13 protein-coding genes, 17 tRNA genes and 1 rRNA gene are annotated in these 16,838 nt (G+C 46.0%); 29 read left to right on the plus strand and 2 right to left on the minus strand.

Annotated elements, in window-relative coordinates:
• Positions 1-27 precede the first annotated feature (27 nt).
• From BVG16_RS04065 to BVG16_RS04150, 18 genes are all read left to right on the plus strand, one after another.
• Positions 28-2,955: ribosomal RNA gene (locus tag BVG16_RS04065) — 23S ribosomal RNA — on the plus strand.
• 68 nt (positions 2,956-3,023) lie between these two features.
• Positions 3,024-3,099: transfer RNA gene (locus BVG16_RS04070), tRNA-Asn, on the plus strand.
• Positions 3,100-3,102: 3 nt separating this feature from the next.
• Positions 3,103-3,194, plus strand: a tRNA-Ser gene (locus BVG16_RS04075).
• Between the two features lie 17 nt (positions 3,195-3,211).
• A tRNA-Glu gene (locus BVG16_RS04080) sits at positions 3,212-3,286 on the plus strand.
• An 86-nt stretch (positions 3,287-3,372) separates the two neighbouring features.
• Positions 3,373-3,448, plus strand: a tRNA-Val gene (locus BVG16_RS04085).
• Between the two features lie 20 nt (positions 3,449-3,468).
• Positions 3,469-3,545 (plus strand) — tRNA-Met (locus BVG16_RS04090).
• Between the two features lie 37 nt (positions 3,546-3,582).
• Positions 3,583-3,659: transfer RNA gene (locus BVG16_RS04095), tRNA-Asp, on the plus strand.
• 18 nt (positions 3,660-3,677) lie between these two features.
• Positions 3,678-3,753: transfer RNA gene (locus BVG16_RS04100), tRNA-Phe, on the plus strand.
• Positions 3,754-3,770: 17 nt separating this feature from the next.
• Positions 3,771-3,846 (plus strand) — tRNA-Thr (locus tag BVG16_RS04105).
• Between the two features lie 13 nt (positions 3,847-3,859).
• A tRNA-Tyr gene (locus BVG16_RS04110) sits at positions 3,860-3,944 on the plus strand.
• 10 nt (positions 3,945-3,954) lie between these two features.
• A tRNA-Trp gene (locus BVG16_RS04115) sits at positions 3,955-4,028 on the plus strand.
• 33 nt (positions 4,029-4,061) lie between these two features.
• Positions 4,062-4,137, plus strand: a tRNA-His gene (locus BVG16_RS04120).
• 32 nt (positions 4,138-4,169) lie between these two features.
• Positions 4,170-4,244: transfer RNA gene (locus BVG16_RS04125), tRNA-Gln, on the plus strand.
• A gap of 4 nt (positions 4,245-4,248) precedes the next feature.
• Positions 4,249-4,323, plus strand: a tRNA-Gly gene (locus BVG16_RS04130).
• Positions 4,324-4,333: 10 nt separating this feature from the next.
• Positions 4,334-4,407: transfer RNA gene (locus BVG16_RS04135), tRNA-Cys, on the plus strand.
• A gap of 15 nt (positions 4,408-4,422) precedes the next feature.
• Positions 4,423-4,511: transfer RNA gene (locus BVG16_RS04140), tRNA-Leu, on the plus strand.
• Positions 4,512-4,528: 17 nt separating this feature from the next.
• Positions 4,529-4,605 (plus strand) — tRNA-Arg (locus BVG16_RS04145).
• Between the two features lie 23 nt (positions 4,606-4,628).
• A tRNA-Leu gene (locus tag BVG16_RS04150) sits at positions 4,629-4,711 on the plus strand.
• Between the two features lie 199 nt (positions 4,712-4,910).
• Here the strand turns inward: BVG16_RS04150 and BVG16_RS04155 are convergent.
• The gene (locus BVG16_RS04155; RefSeq protein WP_078497294.1) at positions 4,911-5,942 is read right to left on the minus strand and encodes an HD-GYP domain-containing protein; all 1,032 of its coding nucleotides are present in this window, start codon (positions 5,940-5,942) and stop codon (positions 4,911-4,913) included.
• A gap of 262 nt (positions 5,943-6,204) precedes the next feature.
• Between BVG16_RS04155 and BVG16_RS04160 the strand changes: the two genes are divergently transcribed.
• The 7 genes from BVG16_RS04160 (at position 6,205) to BVG16_RS04190 (ending at position 10,867) form a co-directional block, all read left to right on the plus strand.
• On the plus strand, positions 6,205-6,513 hold the full coding sequence (locus BVG16_RS04160) for a LiaF transmembrane domain-containing protein (RefSeq protein ID WP_078497295.1): 309 nt from the start codon (positions 6,205-6,207) through the stop codon (positions 6,511-6,513).
• A 37-nt stretch (positions 6,514-6,550) separates the two neighbouring features.
• Complete coding sequence (locus tag BVG16_RS04165) at positions 6,551-7,231, plus strand: PspA/IM30 family protein (RefSeq protein WP_078497296.1); 681 nt, start codon at positions 6,551-6,553, stop codon at positions 7,229-7,231.
• A 2-nt stretch (positions 7,232-7,233) separates the two neighbouring features.
• Positions 7,234-7,701: a PspC domain-containing protein gene (locus tag BVG16_RS04170; RefSeq protein WP_078497297.1), complete on the plus strand. Its 468-nt coding sequence runs from the start codon at positions 7,234-7,236 to the stop codon at positions 7,699-7,701.
• Position 7,702: 1 nt separating this feature from the next.
• On the plus strand, positions 7,703-8,377 hold the full coding sequence (locus BVG16_RS04175; protein WP_078497298.1) for a PspA/IM30 family protein: 675 nt from the start codon (positions 7,703-7,705) through the stop codon (positions 8,375-8,377).
• Between the two features lie 116 nt (positions 8,378-8,493).
• The gene (gene liaF / locus BVG16_RS04180) at positions 8,494-9,144 is read left to right on the plus strand and encodes a cell wall-active antibiotics response protein LiaF (RefSeq protein ID WP_078497299.1); all 651 of its coding nucleotides are present in this window, start codon (positions 8,494-8,496) and stop codon (positions 9,142-9,144) included.
• 18 nt (positions 9,145-9,162) lie between these two features.
• Complete coding sequence (locus BVG16_RS04185) at positions 9,163-10,239, plus strand: sensor histidine kinase (RefSeq protein WP_078497300.1); 1,077 nt, start codon at positions 9,163-9,165, stop codon at positions 10,237-10,239.
• Positions 10,223-10,867 carry a response regulator transcription factor gene (locus tag BVG16_RS04190; protein ID WP_078497301.1) on the plus strand — a complete coding sequence of 215 codons (645 nt, stop codon included), beginning with the start codon at positions 10,223-10,225 and terminating at the stop codon, positions 10,865-10,867. The genes BVG16_RS04185 and BVG16_RS04190 overlap by 17 nt, the downstream gene beginning before the upstream one ends.
• Positions 10,868-10,923: 56 nt before the next feature.
• Here the strand turns inward: BVG16_RS04190 and BVG16_RS04195 are convergent, their stop codons facing one another.
• Complete coding sequence (locus BVG16_RS04195) at positions 10,924-11,355, minus strand: hypothetical protein (RefSeq protein WP_078497302.1); 432 nt, start codon at positions 11,353-11,355, stop codon at positions 10,924-10,926.
• Positions 11,356-11,582: 227 nt separating this feature from the next.
• Between BVG16_RS04195 and BVG16_RS04200 the strand changes: the two genes are divergently transcribed.
• The 4 genes from BVG16_RS04200 to BVG16_RS04215 all read left to right on the plus strand — a co-directional run bounded on the left by BVG16_RS04200 (position 11,583) and on the right by BVG16_RS04215 (position 16,830).
• Positions 11,583-12,356 carry a YwmB family TATA-box binding protein gene (locus BVG16_RS04200; RefSeq protein ID WP_078497303.1) on the plus strand — a complete coding sequence of 258 codons (774 nt, stop codon included), beginning with the start codon at positions 11,583-11,585 and terminating at the stop codon, positions 12,354-12,356.
• A 153-nt stretch (positions 12,357-12,509) separates the two neighbouring features.
• Entirely contained in the window at positions 12,510-14,057 is a 1,548-nt protein-coding gene (gene zwf / locus BVG16_RS04205) for a glucose-6-phosphate dehydrogenase (protein WP_078497304.1), read from the plus strand.
• Positions 14,058-14,231: 174 nt separating this feature from the next.
• Positions 14,232-15,824, plus strand: a complete 1,593-nt coding sequence (locus tag BVG16_RS04210; RefSeq protein ID WP_078497305.1) for an ABC transporter substrate-binding protein — start codon at positions 14,232-14,234, stop codon at positions 15,822-15,824.
• Between the two features lie 55 nt (positions 15,825-15,879).
• Positions 15,880-16,830, plus strand: a complete 951-nt coding sequence (locus BVG16_RS04215; RefSeq protein WP_078497306.1) for an ABC transporter permease — start codon at positions 15,880-15,882, stop codon at positions 16,828-16,830.
• Positions 16,831-16,838 lie beyond the last annotated feature (8 nt).

Here is a 16,838-nt window from a genome sequence, read left to right on the forward strand (position 1 = left end):
STRCSSATNDATACTNTRYCHNAGCDTGGTTAAGCTACTAAGAGCACACGGAGGATGCCTAGGCGCTAGGAGTCGACGAAGGACGTGGCGAACAACGAAATGCTTCGGGGAGCTGTAAGCAAGCTTTGATCCGGGGATGTCCGAATGGGGAAACCCGGCTGGTGTAATAGCCAGTCACTCACATCTGAATACATAGGGTGTGAAGAGACAGACGAGGGGAACTGAAACATCTAAGTACCCTCAGGAAGAGAAAACAAAAGTGATTCCGTCAGTAGCGGCGAGCGAAAGCGGAATAGCCTAAACCAATCAGCTTGCTGGTTGGGGTTGTGGGACGTCTCACATGGAGTTACAAAGGAACCGATTAAACGAAGAGGTCTGGAAAGGCCCGCCATAGAAGGTAAAAGCCCTGTAATTGAAAGTCTGTTCTCTCCGAGACGGATCCCGAGTAGTGCGGGGCACGTGAAATCCCGTATGAATCCGCCAGGACCATCTGGTAAGGCTAAATACTACCTAGCGACCGATAGTGAAGCAGTACCGTGAGGGAAAGGTGAAAAGCACCCCGGGAGGGGAGTGAAATAGAACCTGAAACCGTGTGCTTACAAGAAGTCAGAGCCCGATCTATGGGTGATGGCGTGCCTTTTGTAGAATGAACCGGCGAGTTACGTTCCCGTGCAAGGTTAAGGTGAAGAGCCGTAGCCGCAGCGAAAGCGAGTCTGAATAGGGCGACTTAGTACGTGGACGTAGACCCGAAACCGTGTGATCTACCCCTGTCCAGGGTGAAGGTGCGGTAACACGCACTGGAGGCCCGAACCCACGCATGTTGAAAAATGCGGGGATGAGGTGGGGGTAGCGGAGAAATTCCAATCGAACTCGGAGATAGCTGGTTCTCCCCGAAATAGCTTTAGGGCTAGCCTCGGTGTTAAGAGTCGTGGAGGTAGAGCACTGATTGGGTGCGGGGCCCGCCAAGGGTTACCAAGCTCAGTCAAACTCCGAATGCCATAGACTTATAACCGGGAGTCAGACAGTGAGTGCTAAGATCCATTGTCAAAAGGGAAACAGCCCAGACCATCAGCTAAGGTCCCCAAGTGTGTGTTAAGTGGGAAAGGATGTGGAGTTGCAAAGACAACCAGGATGTTGGCTTAGAAGCAGCCATCATTTAAAGAGTGCGTAATAGCTCACTGGTCGAGTGACTCTGCGCCGAAAATGTAACGGGGCTAAACACACCACCGAAGCTATGGCTTGATACGTATGTATCAGGGGTAGGGGAGCGTTGTATGTAGGTTGAAGGTGTACCGTAAGGAGCGCTGGACAGCATACAAGTGAGAATGCCGGTATGAGTAACGAAAAGACATGTGAGAATCATGTCCGCCGAAAGCCTAAGGGTTCCTGAGGAAGGTTCGTCCGCTCAGGGTAAGTCGGGACCTAAGGCGAGGCCGAAAGGCGTAGTCGAAGGACAACAGGTTGAAATTCCTGTACCACCGTAAGCCGTTATGAGCAATGGGGTGACGCAGTAGGATAGTGACGCAGACTGATGGATGTCTGTCCAAGCAGTGAGGCTGATGTGTAGGCAAATCCGCACATCGATAAGGCTAGGCTGTGATGGGGAGGGAAAATTGCAGTACCGAAGGTCATGATTTCACACTGCCAAGAAAAGCCTCTAGCCAGGTGATGGTGCCCGTACCGCAAACCGACACAGGTAGGCGAGAAGAGAATTCTAAGGCGCGCGGAAGAACTCTCGTTAAGGAACTCGGCAAAATGACCCCGTAACTTCGGGAGAAGGGGTGCCCCGGTAGTGTGAATAGCACGAGGGGGCCGCAGTGAAAAGGCCCAAGCGACTGTTTAGCAAAAACACAGGTCTGTGCGAAGCCGTAAGGCGAAGTATACGGGCTGACGCCTGCCCGGTGCTGGAAGGTTAAGGGGAGTGGTTAGGGGTAACCCGAAGCTATGAACCGAAGCCCCAGTAAACGGCGGCCGTAACTATAACGGTCCTAAGGTAGCGAAATTCCTTGTCAGGTAAATTCTGACCCGCACGAATGGCGTAACGACTTGGGCGCTGTCTCAACGAGAGATCCGGTGAAATTTTAATACCTGTGAAGATGCAGGTTACCCGCGACAAGACGGAAAGACCCCATGGAGCTTTACTGCAGCTTGATATTGGACTTTGGTACGATCTGTACAGGATAGGTGGGAGCCTTTGAAGCATGAGCGCCAGCTTGTGTGGAGGCGACGTTGGGATACCACCCTGATCGTATCGGAGTTCTAACCTAGGACCGTAACCCGGTTCGGGGACAGTGTCAGGTGGGCAGTTTGACTGGGGCGGTCGCCTCCTAAAGAGTAACGGAGGCGCCCCAAGGTTCCCTCAGAATGGTTGGAAATCATTCGAAGAGTGCAAAGGCATAAGGGAGCTTGACTGCGAGACATACAGGTCGAGCAGGGACGAAAGTCGGGCTTAGTGATCCGGTGGTACCGCATGGAAGGGCCATCGCTCAACGGATAAAAGCTACCCTGGGGATAACAGGCTTATCTCCCCCAAGAGTCCACATCGACGGGGAGGTTTGGCACCTCGATGTCGGCTCATCGCATCCTGGGGCTGAAGTAGGTCCCAAGGGTTGGGCTGTTCGCCCATTAAAGCGGTACGCGAGCTGGGTTCAGAACGTCGTGAGACAGTTCGGTCCCTATCTGTCGTGGGCGTAGGAAATTTGAGAGGAGCTGTCCTTAGTACGAGAGGACCGGGATGGACATACCGCTGGTGTACCAGTTGTTCCGCCAGGAGCACCGCTGGGTAGCCAAGTATGGACGGGATAAGCGCTGAAAGCATCTAAGCGTGAAGCCCCCCTCAAGATGAGATTTCCCAATTAGTAAGACCCCTTGAAGACGACGAGGTTGATAGGTTGGAGGTGGAAGCGCAGCAATGTGTGGAGCTGACCAATACTAATCGGTCGAGGGCTTATCCTAATATTAATTCGCAAAAAGTTGTTTCGTATCTAGTTTTCAGGGCTCAAAGCTCTGTAATAAATATATATTCCCTGATAGCTCAGTTGGTAGAGCACTCGACTGTTAATCGAGTTGTCACAGGTTCGAGTCCTGTTCGGGGAGCCATGTGGAGAGGTGTCCGAGTTGGCCGAAGGAGCACGATTGGAAATCGTGTAGGCGTCACAAGCGTCTCGAGGGTTCGAATCCCTCTCTCTCCGCCACTAATTATTTCTAGCATGGCCCGTTGGTCAAGGGGTTAAGACACCTCCCTTTCACGGAGGTAACAGGGGTTCGAATCCCCTACGGGTCACCATTTTTAATAACTTGTAACTGGTAAAAATTGAGGGTTGCAAAGTTGATAGGATATCTGGTAAGATATTAGATGTCGCTGTTGAATACGGAGGCTTAGCTCAGCTGGGAGAGCATCTGCCTTACAAGCAGAGGGTCAGCGGTTCGATCCCGTTAGCCTCCACCATAAAAACTTTATTTAGATGACGCGGGGTGGAGCAGCCCGGTAGCTCGTCGGGCTCATAACCCGAAGGCCGCAGGTTCAAATCCTGCCCCCGCAACCAATTAAATTCTTGATTAATGATAATCAAGGGATCTCATGGAGCTGTGGTGTAGAGGCCTAACATGCCTGCCTGTCACGCAGGAGACCGCGGGTTCGAATCCCGTCAGCTCCGCCATTTAAGAATTCTAGGTAAGGCTCGGTAGCTCAGTCGGTAGAGCAGAGGACTGAAAATCCTCGTGTCGGCGGTTCGATTCCGTCCCGAGCCACCATGAAAATTTTATTATAAGCCGTTGTAGCTCAACTGGTAGAGCAACTGACTTGTAATCAGTAGGTTGGGGGTTCAAGTCCTCTCGACGGCACCATGTAACACATTGTGGAGGCTTAGTGAAGTGGCTAAACACGGCAGACTGTAAATCTGCTCTCTCCGAGTTCGGTGGTTCGAATCCATCAGCCTCCACCATATATCCTGTAGGGGCATAGTTTAAAGGTAGAACAAAGGTCTCCAAAACCTTTGGTGTGGGTTCAATTCCTGCTGCCCCTGCCAAGAGCATTACTTGCAAGATATATTTTAATTATGGCGGTCGTGGCGAAGGGGTTAACGCACCGGTCTGTGGCTCCGGCATTCGTGGGTTCAAGTCCCATCGATCGCCCCATTAATTAAAAATCAAAGCACCAACAAAATTGTTGGGGATTAGCCAAGCGGTAAGGCAACGGACTTTGACTCCGTCATGCATAGGTTCAAATCCTATATCCCCAGCCATTTCGCGGACGTGGCTCAGCGGTAGAGCATCGCCTTGCCAAGGCGAGGGTCGCGGGTTCGATTCCCGTCGTCCGCTCCATTTATAATTTGGCGCCATAGCCAAGTGGTAAGGCAGAGCTCTGCAAAAGCTTTACCCCCAGTTCGAGTCTGGGTGGCGCCTCCACCAAATTTACTCCGTGCCGGAGTGGCGGAATCGGCAGACGCACAGGACTTAAAATCCTGCGGTAGGTGACTACCGTACCAGTTCAAGTCTGGTCTTCGGCACCATCTTTACAACATATTTTGCGCCCTTAGCTCAGCTGGATAGAGCGTTTGACTACGAATCAAAAGGTCAGGAGTTCGAATCTCTTAGGGCGCGCCATCTTTACAAAGAAGTTCAAATAAGCCGGTGTGGCGGAATTGGCAGACGCGCGCGACTCAAAATCGTGAGGGAAACCGTGGGGGTTCGAGTCCCTTCACCGGCACCACTTCTTCAAATGAAAATGACAAGTCAACACCTTAAAGAGAAATCTTTAAGGTGTTTTTTTATGTTCATCTGCAGTGCAACCATGAGAAAAACCTCTACCCTCGGCCCATTCGAAGATGAGCGACCGCGTTTAGAGGTGATTTTATTGTGGTAATAAAGACGCAGCATTAAGCTCACGTCATTCCAATCTTCTTATCCTCTTACGAGGGAATAACTTCTTCGATTTGAATAGAACATTTGCTAAGATCCACAAAGGCATTTCCTACACGAACGAGCGGCTGGATGGGATCATGAGAATTGATCATGACGATGATCCCTGTTCGCCCATCTGTCAGACGTACTTCATTCCCCACGATGGCTTGCATCAACTTATCCAGAAATAATCGAATGATTTTTGCATCGAACTTGCCGAATGCAAATTGATACATCTCGTTAAGCAGGGAGTAGAACGGAGCTGCATCGCGGTACACACGATCCGAGGACATCGCATGAAATACATCAGCAACAGCGACGATTCGGGAATAGAGATCAATGTTTTCGCTGCGAAGACCATGCGGATAACCGCTGCCGTCTTGACGTTCATGATGCTGCAGGGCAACCAGAGCCTGTCTGTGCGTTGTTCCAGATGTAGCTTTGATCATGGCATGACCATATACGGTATGCTGTTTGACAATATCAAATTCTTCATCCGTTAAGGTTCCGGGTTTATTAATAATCTCAGCCGGAATATACATCTTGCCTACATCATGCAATATAGCAGACATGGTAAGGTCAATAAGTTCTTCATCATTCAATTGAAGCCATTTGCCTATGAGTGTGGAAAGGATGGATACGGCTACGGTATGTCTATAGGTATAGTCGTCAGAAGATTTTAACCAACTTAATAATGTAAATAAATCTGAGTGTTGAACGGTATGTTGAATGATAGGCAAGATGTGTTTTTGGATTTCGGAGATGGGAATGATTCTTCGGTATCTGGCTTGTTCGAATAGATCACGTACAATTCGCACGCTACGATCGATAAGATCGCAGCCATGAAATTGACTGAGATCGGAGGGTTCTTCGAGATCGTTGAGTGATATGGAGATTTGGTGCATGTATATCATATGTAAGTGTGATTCATCTATGATGGTACGCGCTGGGATAATAAGCACTCCGGAATGGTTAAAGAGATCGTGTTTTAATCGTTGACCCAATAGTAGATTCGCCAAATGCGAATGAAGGTTAAGCATACGCGATTGTCCTCCCCAACGTACAATATAGAAGCGATTCGAAACCGCCTATATATTTCCAATTCAATTTCCTCCTATATCTTACAATGAAAATCAGATTTAGACAATTGATATGACAGGTTTTGCTACAGAGCCTGAGGTCTGTGATGAACCCCGACCAAGGTCTAGGTACAAAAACCGCCGTGAGTCCGTTTTGAAAAGTATTCAAACAGCCTAAAATAAAGACATAAGCAAGAGGGAAACGAAAGGCGGTGAACAAATAATGAATCGAAACAACAAACCAGGATTTGCGTTCTTGCTCATCGGACTCGGAGTTATCATCCTATTAGGGAAATTCGCAATCGGCTTTTTAGCTGGATTGATGGGGTACTTAATTCCGATACTGATGATTGCACTAGGGTATTACGGTGTGAAGAATGGAAGTCGCTTCTTCGGCTGGGTGATTATGATTCTAGGTGTACTAATCCTCTTTAGTAAGATGGCTTGGATTTTCGGATTATTGTTAGCAATTGGGCTGATTGTTCTAGGGGCGTCCATGTTGTCGAATAAGCGGAATAACAGACCATACTAATAAGAGCTAATAACGTATAAGGAGGTTCGAATAAGAGATGAGTGTTATGAAAAGAGTACGAGATATCACCGTAGCAACATTAAATGATCGTTTGGAAGGTTCAGAGGATCCGGTTCGATTAATTGATCAGTTCCTCATGTCGACCAAACAAGAAATTACAGCATCTGAAAAGTTGTATCAACAGGTTCTCATGCATGCGAACCTTATGAAGAATCAATTGCTGCAAGCTGAATCCATGAGAGATAAGCGAGAGCAACAAGCTCTGCTCGCATTGAAAGCAGGCGAAGAGCATGTCGCGAAGATGGCTCTTCAAGAAAAGATTATTCATGAAGAGAAGGTTGCTCAATACAGTGAATTATATGAACAGAGCAAGAATACCATCATCGAACTTGAAGAACAATTGAATTTACTTAAATCGGAGTATCAGACCGTATATGATAAACGTCAATATTATGTAGCACGCATGGAGAATATTCGGATTCAACAGCAAATGAATCAACGTGCTCAATCTTACGGCGGTCCGAATAACATTCCGCGCATGTTCAATCGATTGGAGGATCGCGTGTCAGACTTGGAACTAGAGGCACGCAGCCTGCGGGACTTGAAACGGATGGGGCAAGATGCGATGTATCAGGCAGGATCTCAATTGCAAAGCGTACTGGATCGCGAGCTCGACCGTTTGAAGCAGAAGCTGGACAACGATAGAAGGGAGCCGTAACTATGAGTAAGCTGTACCGTTCTTCTTACGACAAAAAACTAACTGGACTGTGCGGTGGTTTGGCGCAACTGTTAAACATCGATTCTACACTTCTTCGTTTAGCAGTCATCATTTCAATTCCTTTTACAGGAGGAACTACGCTTTTAGTCTATGTCTTGGCGAGTATGGTCGTTCCGAAGGAACCTATGAACCCTTACAATCCGTTTAACAATGGTCCGCAATATGGACCAGGACCAGGATCATCCTATGGACAAGGTCCAACCTACGGACAGGGACCGACTTACAATCAAGGATCGTCTTTTCAACAAGGCGGGTATGGGAATGCCAATAAATATGCAGCACCCAAAACAAACACGTCTTCAAGTTCGCCGATTGATTCGATGATGGAAGACATTGAGAAGAAAGCAATACAAAAAGAATTAGAACAATTACGCGCCAAAGTAGCGCAATATGAGAAGGGAGATAAGTAAAATGGGAGTATTTAAAAGAATTAAGGACATGACGAAAGCATCGGTGCACGAGATTTTGGATAAGGTTGAGGATCCAGTAGTAATGCTGAACCAATATCTTCGCGATATGGAAAGTGAAATTCATGAAGCAGAGGTAACGGTTGCGAAGCAAATGGCAAATGAGCGCCGTGTAAAACAACGCTTAGACGAAGCTATTCGTGTAAGTGGTGAGCGTGAGACCCAAGCAGAGTTGGCATTACGTAATGGTCAAGAAGAAGTGGCACGCAAATTGCTGGAAGAGAAATTGTATTATGAGCAAAAGGTAACTGAGTTCACTGATTTGCATACGCAATCTAGCGAGCAAGCGAAAGACTTAATGCAGCAGCTTCACGAGATGAAGGATGAATTCTACAAGTTACGCAACAAACGCAACGAGTTGTCGAGCCGTGCTCAAATGGCCAAAGCGAAAAAGCAAATGGCATCCATCAGCAGCTTGCATACCATTGAAGGCGGCAGCGCATCTCGTGGATTCCACCGTATGGAAGAGAAAATCATGCAGCTAGAAGCGGAAGCAGATGTGATGCGTGTACCAGGTGGCGGCGTAGCAGCAGCTTACAAAGCTCCAGTAGATCCTTCCAAACAACTCTTAGTAGATGAGCAGTTGCAAGCTTTGAAGAACAAATTGAATCAAAATTAGTATTTCGAATTAACTGCGAATTGTGATATGCTATGAAAGGTTAAGCCATACGACGCCATAACCCGCGTTGTCATGGCTTTTCCATCCTTATACATCAAGAGAGGAGGGCGGCATATATGCGTGATAAAAATCGAAATATCGCATTTATTCTGATTGGTGTTGGTCTATTTATGCTTTTCGGTAAATGGATCAGCTTCTTTACCATTGCCGCGCTCATTCTTTTTTTCATAGGATTAGATCAAGTTCGCACGCGTGGTAATTCAAGAAAAGGGTATATGCTCTTTGTTATCGGTGGCATATTGCTGCTCTTGGATCATTTTACGCTGTTGCTCGGCATTATTCTGATTTCACTCGGGTTATTCTATGCGAAGTCGAAGAAGGTTCAACGTGACGATCGTTATATTCAGAAGCAGAATTTAATGAGTACGCTAAAATGGGATCGAGAGCCTTGGGTTCTGCGTAATATGAGCTTATGGCATGTGGTCGGGGAAGTGAACCTCGATTTGTCACTTGCCATCATGGAAGATCGAGAATGCGTGATTGTATTGCAAGGCGCGCTTGGGGATATCGATGTTACGATTCCGGATGATATTGGGGTTCAGATTGAAGCGAATGTCGTCTTCGGTCAAATTGATTTCAATCATGAAAAAGAAGCCGGATTCATGAATAAACGGGTATGGCAATCGTTGAATTATGACGAGTCGGATCAAAAAGTGAAACTCATAATATCCTATATCGTAGGAGATATTGATATCCGAATTAATTAACAGAGAGGGGATCGGCGCTTGGAATCGAGAAAAACAACCAACATGGTTATTCGAAGCATGGGGCAGACGATCCTCTTTTCGATGGTAATGTTCGGAGCGTTAATTTATTTTCTGATGTCTTATGGCTATATGAAGCCGTTAACAACCTGGCTGCAAGGCGTTTGGATCAGCATTACGTGTGTTTCTATCTCAGTAGCTCTAGGGGCCGTCTTCGGATTCTATCAGAGCTATAATGTGCGCAAACGACTGGAGACGCTGAGGGATTCTGTACTTCAAATGGAGAAAGGGAATCTATCTCGTCCACTTCCCGATTTAGGGGAAGATGAAGTCGGACGTTTAGCTGAACAGCTCGGTCGGATGAGCAAGAAGTGGGAGGAGCAAGTAAGCTCGCTTCAGCGGCTATCCACGAACAATGCACAGTTAGCAGAGAAGGCACGTTTTACAGCTATTATTGAAGAACGTCAGCGGCTTGCTCGCGAGCTCCATGATGCGGTAAGCCAGCAATTATTTGCGATTTCTATGACAGCGACGGCCGTGGGACGGACGTTGGAGAAAGAAGACTTTGATCGGGCACAACGTCAGGTTAATCTTATTGAAGAAATGGCGTCTGTCGCACAGTCTGAAATGCGCGCATTGCTGCTCCATTTAAGACCCGTGCATTTAGAAGGCAAACCTCTTACGGAGGGCTTAAGTGAGCTCTTGCAAGAAATGAAAGCCAAAGTGCCGATGGATATTACATTTGAAATGGATGAAGGGATCACTTTGTTAAAAGGGATTGAGAATCATCTGTTTCGAATTGTTCAGGAAGCACTTTCGAATACACTTCGCCACTCCAAAGCAAACAAGATGGAGGTCAAACTCCAGAAACGGCCTGATGGGGTCCGGTTGATGATTCGAGACAATGGAGTCGGGTTTGAGCTTGATGTGAAGAAGCAGACCTCTTACGGGCTTTCTACAATGCAAGAGCGTGTGAATGAGATAGGCGGGTCGCTGCAATTTATTACGGCGCCTGGAAAAGGGACGAGAATCGAAATTCGAATCCCGGTATTAAACGAGGAAAGCGGATGGGGTGAAGCAAATGGAGATGCCGATTAAAGTATTACTGGTCGATGATCATGAAATGGTTCGTATTGGACTTGCAGCTGTACTAGGTACAGAGGATGGCATTGAAGTCGTCGGGGAAGCGAGCAACGGGATGGATGGAATTCGTCTAGCGCAGGAATATAAGCCGAATGTGGTGCTGATGGATTTAGTGATGGAAGGCATGGACGGTATTGAAACGACCCGAAAGCTGCTCGAATTATATCCAGATTGCAAAGTTATCGTACTTACCAGTTTCCTAGACGATGAGAAGATGTATCCGGTCATTGAAGCAGGCGCATTCAGTTATCTCTTAAAAACTTCACGCGCATCCGAAATCGCGGAGGCCATTCGGGCAGCAGCTCGAGGGCAATCGGTATTAGAATCCCAAGTCGCCTCGAAGATGATGAATCGACTACGGCAGCCCAAACCAGAAGCTCCTCTTCATGAAGAGCTGACAGAACGGGAAATGGATGTTCTTCGCCTGCTGGCTGAAGGGAAATCCAATCAGGACATTGCGGATACATTGTTCATTGGAATCAAGACCGTGAAATTTCATGTAACGAATATTCTAGCGAAGCTCGGCGTAGAAGATCGAACGCAAGCTGCTATTTATGCTTATAAGAATGGACTTGCTGAGTAAAACGAAGAAACCCGGGACCAAACCGATGGAGTGGTTCCGGGTTTCTTCGTTTTCGATTAGAGGACAAGTAGGAATAGAAATGCAATCGCGGCCAAATCAAATTCGATTTCTCTGCGTCGACGGATACGATTCGGAGAGAATGCGGATGTTTTGGTGTTTTTGGAACAGCCACAGTTTTTGTGATGACGATGGTGTTTTTTGATTGTTTTTTTTCGTTTTTGTGGTTTTGAGTGTTTTTTCTTTTCATGCTTATGCTCTTCATGCTTATGCTCTTCATGTTTATGCTCATGATGATGTTCGTGATGTTGATTTTCGGGTTCATCACAATCCGGATCAATGGAGTCATCTTCAAATTCAAGAACAAATTTACCGTTACGACATCCCGATGCGCGACCTATAAATCGCTCGCCTTTGTTGGTTACGACACACACCATACGGCCTCTCAGACTTTCGATGCGATCTTCGTTAATGGGGAAAACCGGTATCATATGGACCTACACCTCCTATAGTGAAATCAGACGAAGCTTTTATTAGGGGAATGACTCTGTGCTTTCACCTTAGTCTATTCGCATGGGGGTAAACGTGTATGGTTAGATACCTAGTATTCATGTGCCTATTTTCGTTATGTACAAGGAAGTATAAGATGGAGAAGGTAAGGACATCCTATTTAGTAGATTCATAGAATCGAATTATAGAATAGGGTGGAGGAAGTTGTATGCGGAAGATCTTGGTGTGGTCCTTAATTGCTTGTATGGGTTGGTTGAGTATTACACTGCTTACGGGGTTCGTAGGTCGTGAGGATCCAAGTTCCGCAGCACATCGTCTAGAACAATTATGGCAAGCCAGTTCGTCGCTGAAGACCAATTCTATGAAGTGGACCGTCAAAATAAATGGAGAGATTGCTTCTCCAAACTATAAACAACAATTTCTAGATCAAGTGAGTACGTTGAAAAAGATGTTCCACATGCCGGATATGACAGTAACAACAGCACATGGGAAATTTACCGCTACATCGAATTGGAATGACCAAGGAAATACAATCCATTGGATGGCCGTTCAACGCGATGGAGATCGTATGTATTGGGTAGTTCAATTCGAATCAAGTACGAATGAAGTGACTCCTGTGGAGCAAACCTATGCAAATTTACGAAATGTTCAGGGGAAAGTCGAGAAAGCACTGCATGCGGCAAATATGACTTACCAATGGAATGGTACAGTCCAAGGGGAAGCAGTACGAAATGGGGAGGACCTCGTCGAAGCTACGGTAAAGCGTGTAGAAGGACAAATGGCTAAGCAAGCCAAGTTAACCGTGAAGGAAACGTATGCAGACGTGTCTACATACAGTGCATCGTATGCTGCGCCTATGCTTGGAAAGGGTATTATGAGTGGGAACCAAGAAATTAATATGCAAATTGCTGCACATCGCATTAGCGGTACAAATAAAGAGCGTGTTTCGATCGGATTACCCTTAATAACGATTGAATACTAAGATCATTTCATGTATGATGGTGTAAATATTTGACCTCTGAAGACATGGCATCGCTGTTGGTAGTATGATAAAATGTCATCAGATACAGATAAGCACATTGGATTATGGGAGCAAAAAGTTGTATAAAAATACATATGGAAGAGAATGAGGGCCATGAACGAAATCGAAAACAACCTACCTAATTTAGCATCTGGCGCTGTATTTTTTATTTTTGGTGCAACAGGAGATTTGGCACGTCGTAAATTATTCCCGGCCATTTATAGCTTATATCGTGAAGGTAAGCTTGGGGAACGCTTCGCTGTTGTTGGTGTGGCACGCCGTCCGCGGACGAATGATCAATTCCGTGAGGATGTCACCAACTCGATCGGAGAATTCTGCCGTTACAAAGTAGAGGCGGATACCGATTGGAACGATTTTGTTAGACATTTTGAATATAAATCATTAGATATCAATAACGTAGATGGATTCCGTGAATTGGACGAGCAGACAAAAGTATTGGAGCATGAGTTCAACATCGAAGGCAACCGTCTATTCTTCTTGGCGTTAGCTCCGGAATTATTCGGCAGCGTATCCCAGAATTTATCTAAAGGCGGTATGTTAGATTCCAAAGGCTGGCATCGACTTGTTATTGAGAAGCCATTCGGATATGATCTGGAGTCTGCTAAGAAATTGAATGAGCAAATTAACGAAGTATTTCGGGAAGAAGAGATTTATCGGATTGACCACTATCTTGGCAAAGAGATGGTTCAAAATATTGAAGTCATTCGTTTTGCGAATGCATTCTTCGAACCCTTGTGGAATAAGAACCACATTGCGAACGTTCAAATTACACTGAGCGAAACCGTTGGTGTCGAAGAACGCGGAGGATACTATGATCATGCGGGCGCATTACGTGATATGGGTCAGAACCATATTCTCCAGTTGCTCACCATGATTGCTATGGAGCCGCCTAGCCGTATGGTTGCAGAAGACATTCGGGATGAGAAGGTAAAAGTATTGCGTTCACTTCGCGCTTATGCGACTCCTGAAGAGGTCGAAGCGAATGTGGTACGCGGGCAATATACGACGGGTGCATTGAAAGGTAAAGATTTGCCTGGATACCGTGAAGAACAATCCGTGAATCCGGAGTCCAATACCGAGACGTATTTTGCCGCAAAAGTATCTGTAGATAATTTCCGTTGGGCAGGCGTGCCGTTCTATATTCGTACAGGTAAACGTCTTCCTGTCAAAACGACAGAGGTTGTCGTTGAATTCAAGCGTATGCCTACGAACGTATACCTCGGACAAAAGCATAACTTGGAGCCGAATTTGCTTGTTATCCGCGTGAACCCGATGGAAGGGATTTATGTGAAGATTAACGCGAAACGTCCAGGCTCGGAATCAGAGATTCAGCCGTTAGCTATGGACTTCTGCCAAAGCTGCATGGTGGGCATTAACTCACCGGAAGCCTATGAGCGGTTAATCTTTGATGCTGCACGCGGAGATTCGACGTACTTTACACGTTGGGATGAAGTATCGTCTGCTTGGTCTTTCGTGGATAAAATCGCGGAAGCATGGGCTGCAAATCCAACGAATATCGAACATTACCCAGCAGGTTCCTGGGGTCCTGAGAAAGCATCAGAGCTCCTTGCCAATGATGGCTTCCACTGGTGGCCGGTGAACGGACAAGACGAGGACGAAGTCATTTGGGCCAATAAATAATATAAAACTTCAAAAAGGAAGGCTCTCCAATGCAAAATATTGGGGAGCCTTTCATCACTCTTTTAATCCCTACCTGTATACTCGGAAAAAATTCTTGCTTTATGAAAAGATACTGGTATACTAGTTTTAACAACGACATAGTTCGACATAATATACTCAGGGGGTTAGTTCAACATGAAACGCAAGAATATATGGGTCGCTGCGATCTTGACACTCATAATTTTGACAGTAAGCGCATGCGGCGGTACATCAAGCAAAACAACACAAGACCAAGGCTCTGCGCCTGCAGGTACACCGAAGAATGGCGGCAGCCTCGTGATTGCCGTACAGGATGATCCCAAAGTATTGAACCCAATTTATGCGGGTGACCGTGTCACATTAACCATTGACCAAGCGTTGTATGCACCGCTATACAATATTGACAATGGGAAAACAACGTATGTGTTAGCCGAAAGCTTAACGCCTTCTGAGGACAATTTGAAATATACATTGAAATTGCGTGAAGGATTGACTTGGCAAGACGGAAAGCCATTAACAGCTGATGATGTCATCTTCACGATGGACAGCATTCTCGATGAGAAGCAGCACAGCTTCTTCCGCAGTTCATTTGTGTATGATGGCAAACCGCTAACAATGAAGAAAGTTGACGATCGCACGGTAGAATTTAATCTGCCAACCGTATCCGCTGCATTCGAAGGCATGCTCGTTCAAATCTTCCCGATTCCTAAACATATCTTTGAAGGGGAAGCGGACATCGAGAAAAGCACAAAAAACGCATCACCAGTAGGTTCGGGTCCTTTCAAATTTAAAGAATACCGTCCAGGTGAGTACGTGACCTTGGAACGTAATGATAAGTACTTCAACGGCGCGCCAAAATTGGATTCCGTAACGTATCGTGTAGCGAAAGATTCCAACGCAGCAAACCTTGCGCTTCAAAATGGTGAGATCCAAATGCGCATGGTAGATACACAAGATTACAATACATTAAATAACACAGGCAAATTCAACATGTTAACGTATTTGGAAGGACGCCTGTCCTACATGGTCTTCAACTTGAATGTGGACGTTATGCAGAAGAAAGAAGTTCGCCAAGCGATCGCTTATGCATTGAATAAGGAAGAATTGATTACTGCAGGATATACATCCAGTGAGTTCGCAGAACCTGCTCCTTCGATTCTGACTCCGGATACATTGTATCAATCGAGTGATGTGGAGAAATACGATTACAACTTGGATAAAGCTAAAGAATTGCTTAAACAAGCTGGCGTATCGAACTTGAAATTGCGTCTTGCATACACAAATTCGAACAAACCACAGACAAGTATGGCACTATATGTCCAACAAAAGCTGAAAGAGATCGGTATTGATGTACAATTGTTGCCGCTTGATGTGACAGCTTTCGGTAATAAAACGTTAGATATGAACAATAAAGAGTTTGACATGTCCTTCGGTGGTTACATCATGGGCTCTGAACCAGATGCTTACCGCACACTTTATATGAGTGACGAAGCCTACAACTACTCGCACTATAAAAATGCAGACTTCGATAAACTATGGAATGAAGCCGCAGTGGAGACGGATACAACGAAACGCGGTGAGCTGTATAAAAAAATTCAACAAACGGTAGCGAGTGAAATGACAGTCCTCCCAATTGCTTATACGAAAGCTGTGGTCGCACTCGACAAACGTTATGCTGGTGTTGAAGAAGCCGTGACCAAACCGGTTGTCATGCTCGAAGATTTATCGAAACTGTATTTAACAGAATAGAACATACCACGACACTCGGCGGAAACGCCGAGTGTTCAGTTCGGAGGGAACACCTTTGAAAAAATACATCTTGCGACGGATCCTACAAGCGATACCGTTGCTTTGGTTTATCTCCCTCGTGTCGTTCGCATTAATCAAACTTGCGCCGGGCGATCCGGTGAACTCTTTCGTTACACCGAATATGAGTGCGGAAGATGTGGAACGTATACGACATAGTCTAGGGCTTGATCAACCAGTCTATATGCAATACCTTATTTGGTTGAAGAATATTTTCCAAGGGGATTTCGGTTACTCGCTTACGACGCACCGCCCCGTATTGACCATGATTTTAGAACGTCTTCCGGCAACGATCGGATTGATGGGGGCTGCACTGCTTCTGTCCTTGCTGATTGCAATTCCTATTAGTATGATTGCGGCAGCGAAGAAAAATCGCGTGACGGACCGTGTCATCAGCATGGTGTCCTATATAGGGATTTCGATCCCTAGTTTCTGGTTCGGAATTATGCTTATTTATATTTTTGCAGTAAAATTACATGTACTTCCGAGTATGGGGATGCGTACGATTGGCGTGGATTCGATATGGGATATTCTGAAGCACGGTATCTTGCCTTGTGCGGTACTTACGTTCATGAATGTCTCGATGTATTCACGCTATATCCGTTCTCAGGCCATCAGTCAGCTGGAAGAGGACTATGTACAGATTCAATATGCGTATGGCGCAACGAAAAACCGTGTTCTCTGGCGGCATGTACTTAAAAATGTATTGCTTCCGATTATTACGATTCTAGGGATGTCTTTCGCAGATTTAATTGCAGGGGCGTTCATTACAGAAACCGTATTCTCATGGCCAGGTATGGGTTCGTTAGGGATTACGTCCATATTTGCGCTGGATTATCCTGTAATCATGGGAATTACGATGTTCTCATCGGTAATGCTTGTGATTGGGAACTTGGTTGCGGACATCTTGTACGGCGTAGCTGATCCGCGAATCAAGACGATGAGGTGATTAGACAG

Origin of the sequence: Paenibacillus selenitireducens, from assembly GCF_002021565.1 — a bacterium.
Classification (GTDB): domain Bacteria; phylum Bacillota; class Bacilli; order Paenibacillales; family Paenibacillaceae; genus Paenibacillus_K; species Paenibacillus_K selenitireducens.

Excerpts from the sequence above, each read along its gene's own strand:
- BVG16_RS04155 (WP_078497294.1), bottom strand. The coding sequence starts at position 5,942 with ATGCTTAACCTTCATTCGCATTTGGCGAATCTACTATTGGGTCAACGA.
- BVG16_RS04160 (WP_078497295.1), top strand. The coding sequence starts at position 6,205 with ATGAATCGAAACAACAAACCAGGATTTGCGTTCTTGCTCATCGGACTC.
- BVG16_RS04165 (WP_078497296.1), top strand. The coding sequence starts at position 6,551 with ATGAGTGTTATGAAAAGAGTACGAGATATCACCGTAGCAACATTAAAT.
- BVG16_RS04170 (WP_078497297.1), top strand. The coding sequence starts at position 7,234 with ATGAGTAAGCTGTACCGTTCTTCTTACGACAAAAAACTAACTGGACTG.
- BVG16_RS04175 (WP_078497298.1), top strand. The coding sequence starts at position 7,703 with ATGGGAGTATTTAAAAGAATTAAGGACATGACGAAAGCATCGGTGCAC.
- liaF (WP_078497299.1), top strand. The coding sequence starts at position 8,494 with ATGCGTGATAAAAATCGAAATATCGCATTTATTCTGATTGGTGTTGGT.
- BVG16_RS04190 (WP_078497301.1), top strand. The coding sequence starts at position 10,223 with ATGGAGATGCCGATTAAAGTATTACTGGTCGATGATCATGAAATGGTT.
- BVG16_RS04195 (WP_078497302.1), bottom strand. The coding sequence starts at position 11,355 with ATGATACCGGTTTTCCCCATTAACGAAGATCGCATCGAAAGTCTGAGA.
- BVG16_RS04200 (WP_078497303.1), top strand. The coding sequence starts at position 11,583 with ATGCGGAAGATCTTGGTGTGGTCCTTAATTGCTTGTATGGGTTGGTTG.
- zwf (WP_078497304.1), top strand. The coding sequence starts at position 12,510 with ATGAACGAAATCGAAAACAACCTACCTAATTTAGCATCTGGCGCTGTA.
- BVG16_RS04210 (WP_078497305.1), top strand. The coding sequence starts at position 14,232 with ATGAAACGCAAGAATATATGGGTCGCTGCGATCTTGACACTCATAATT.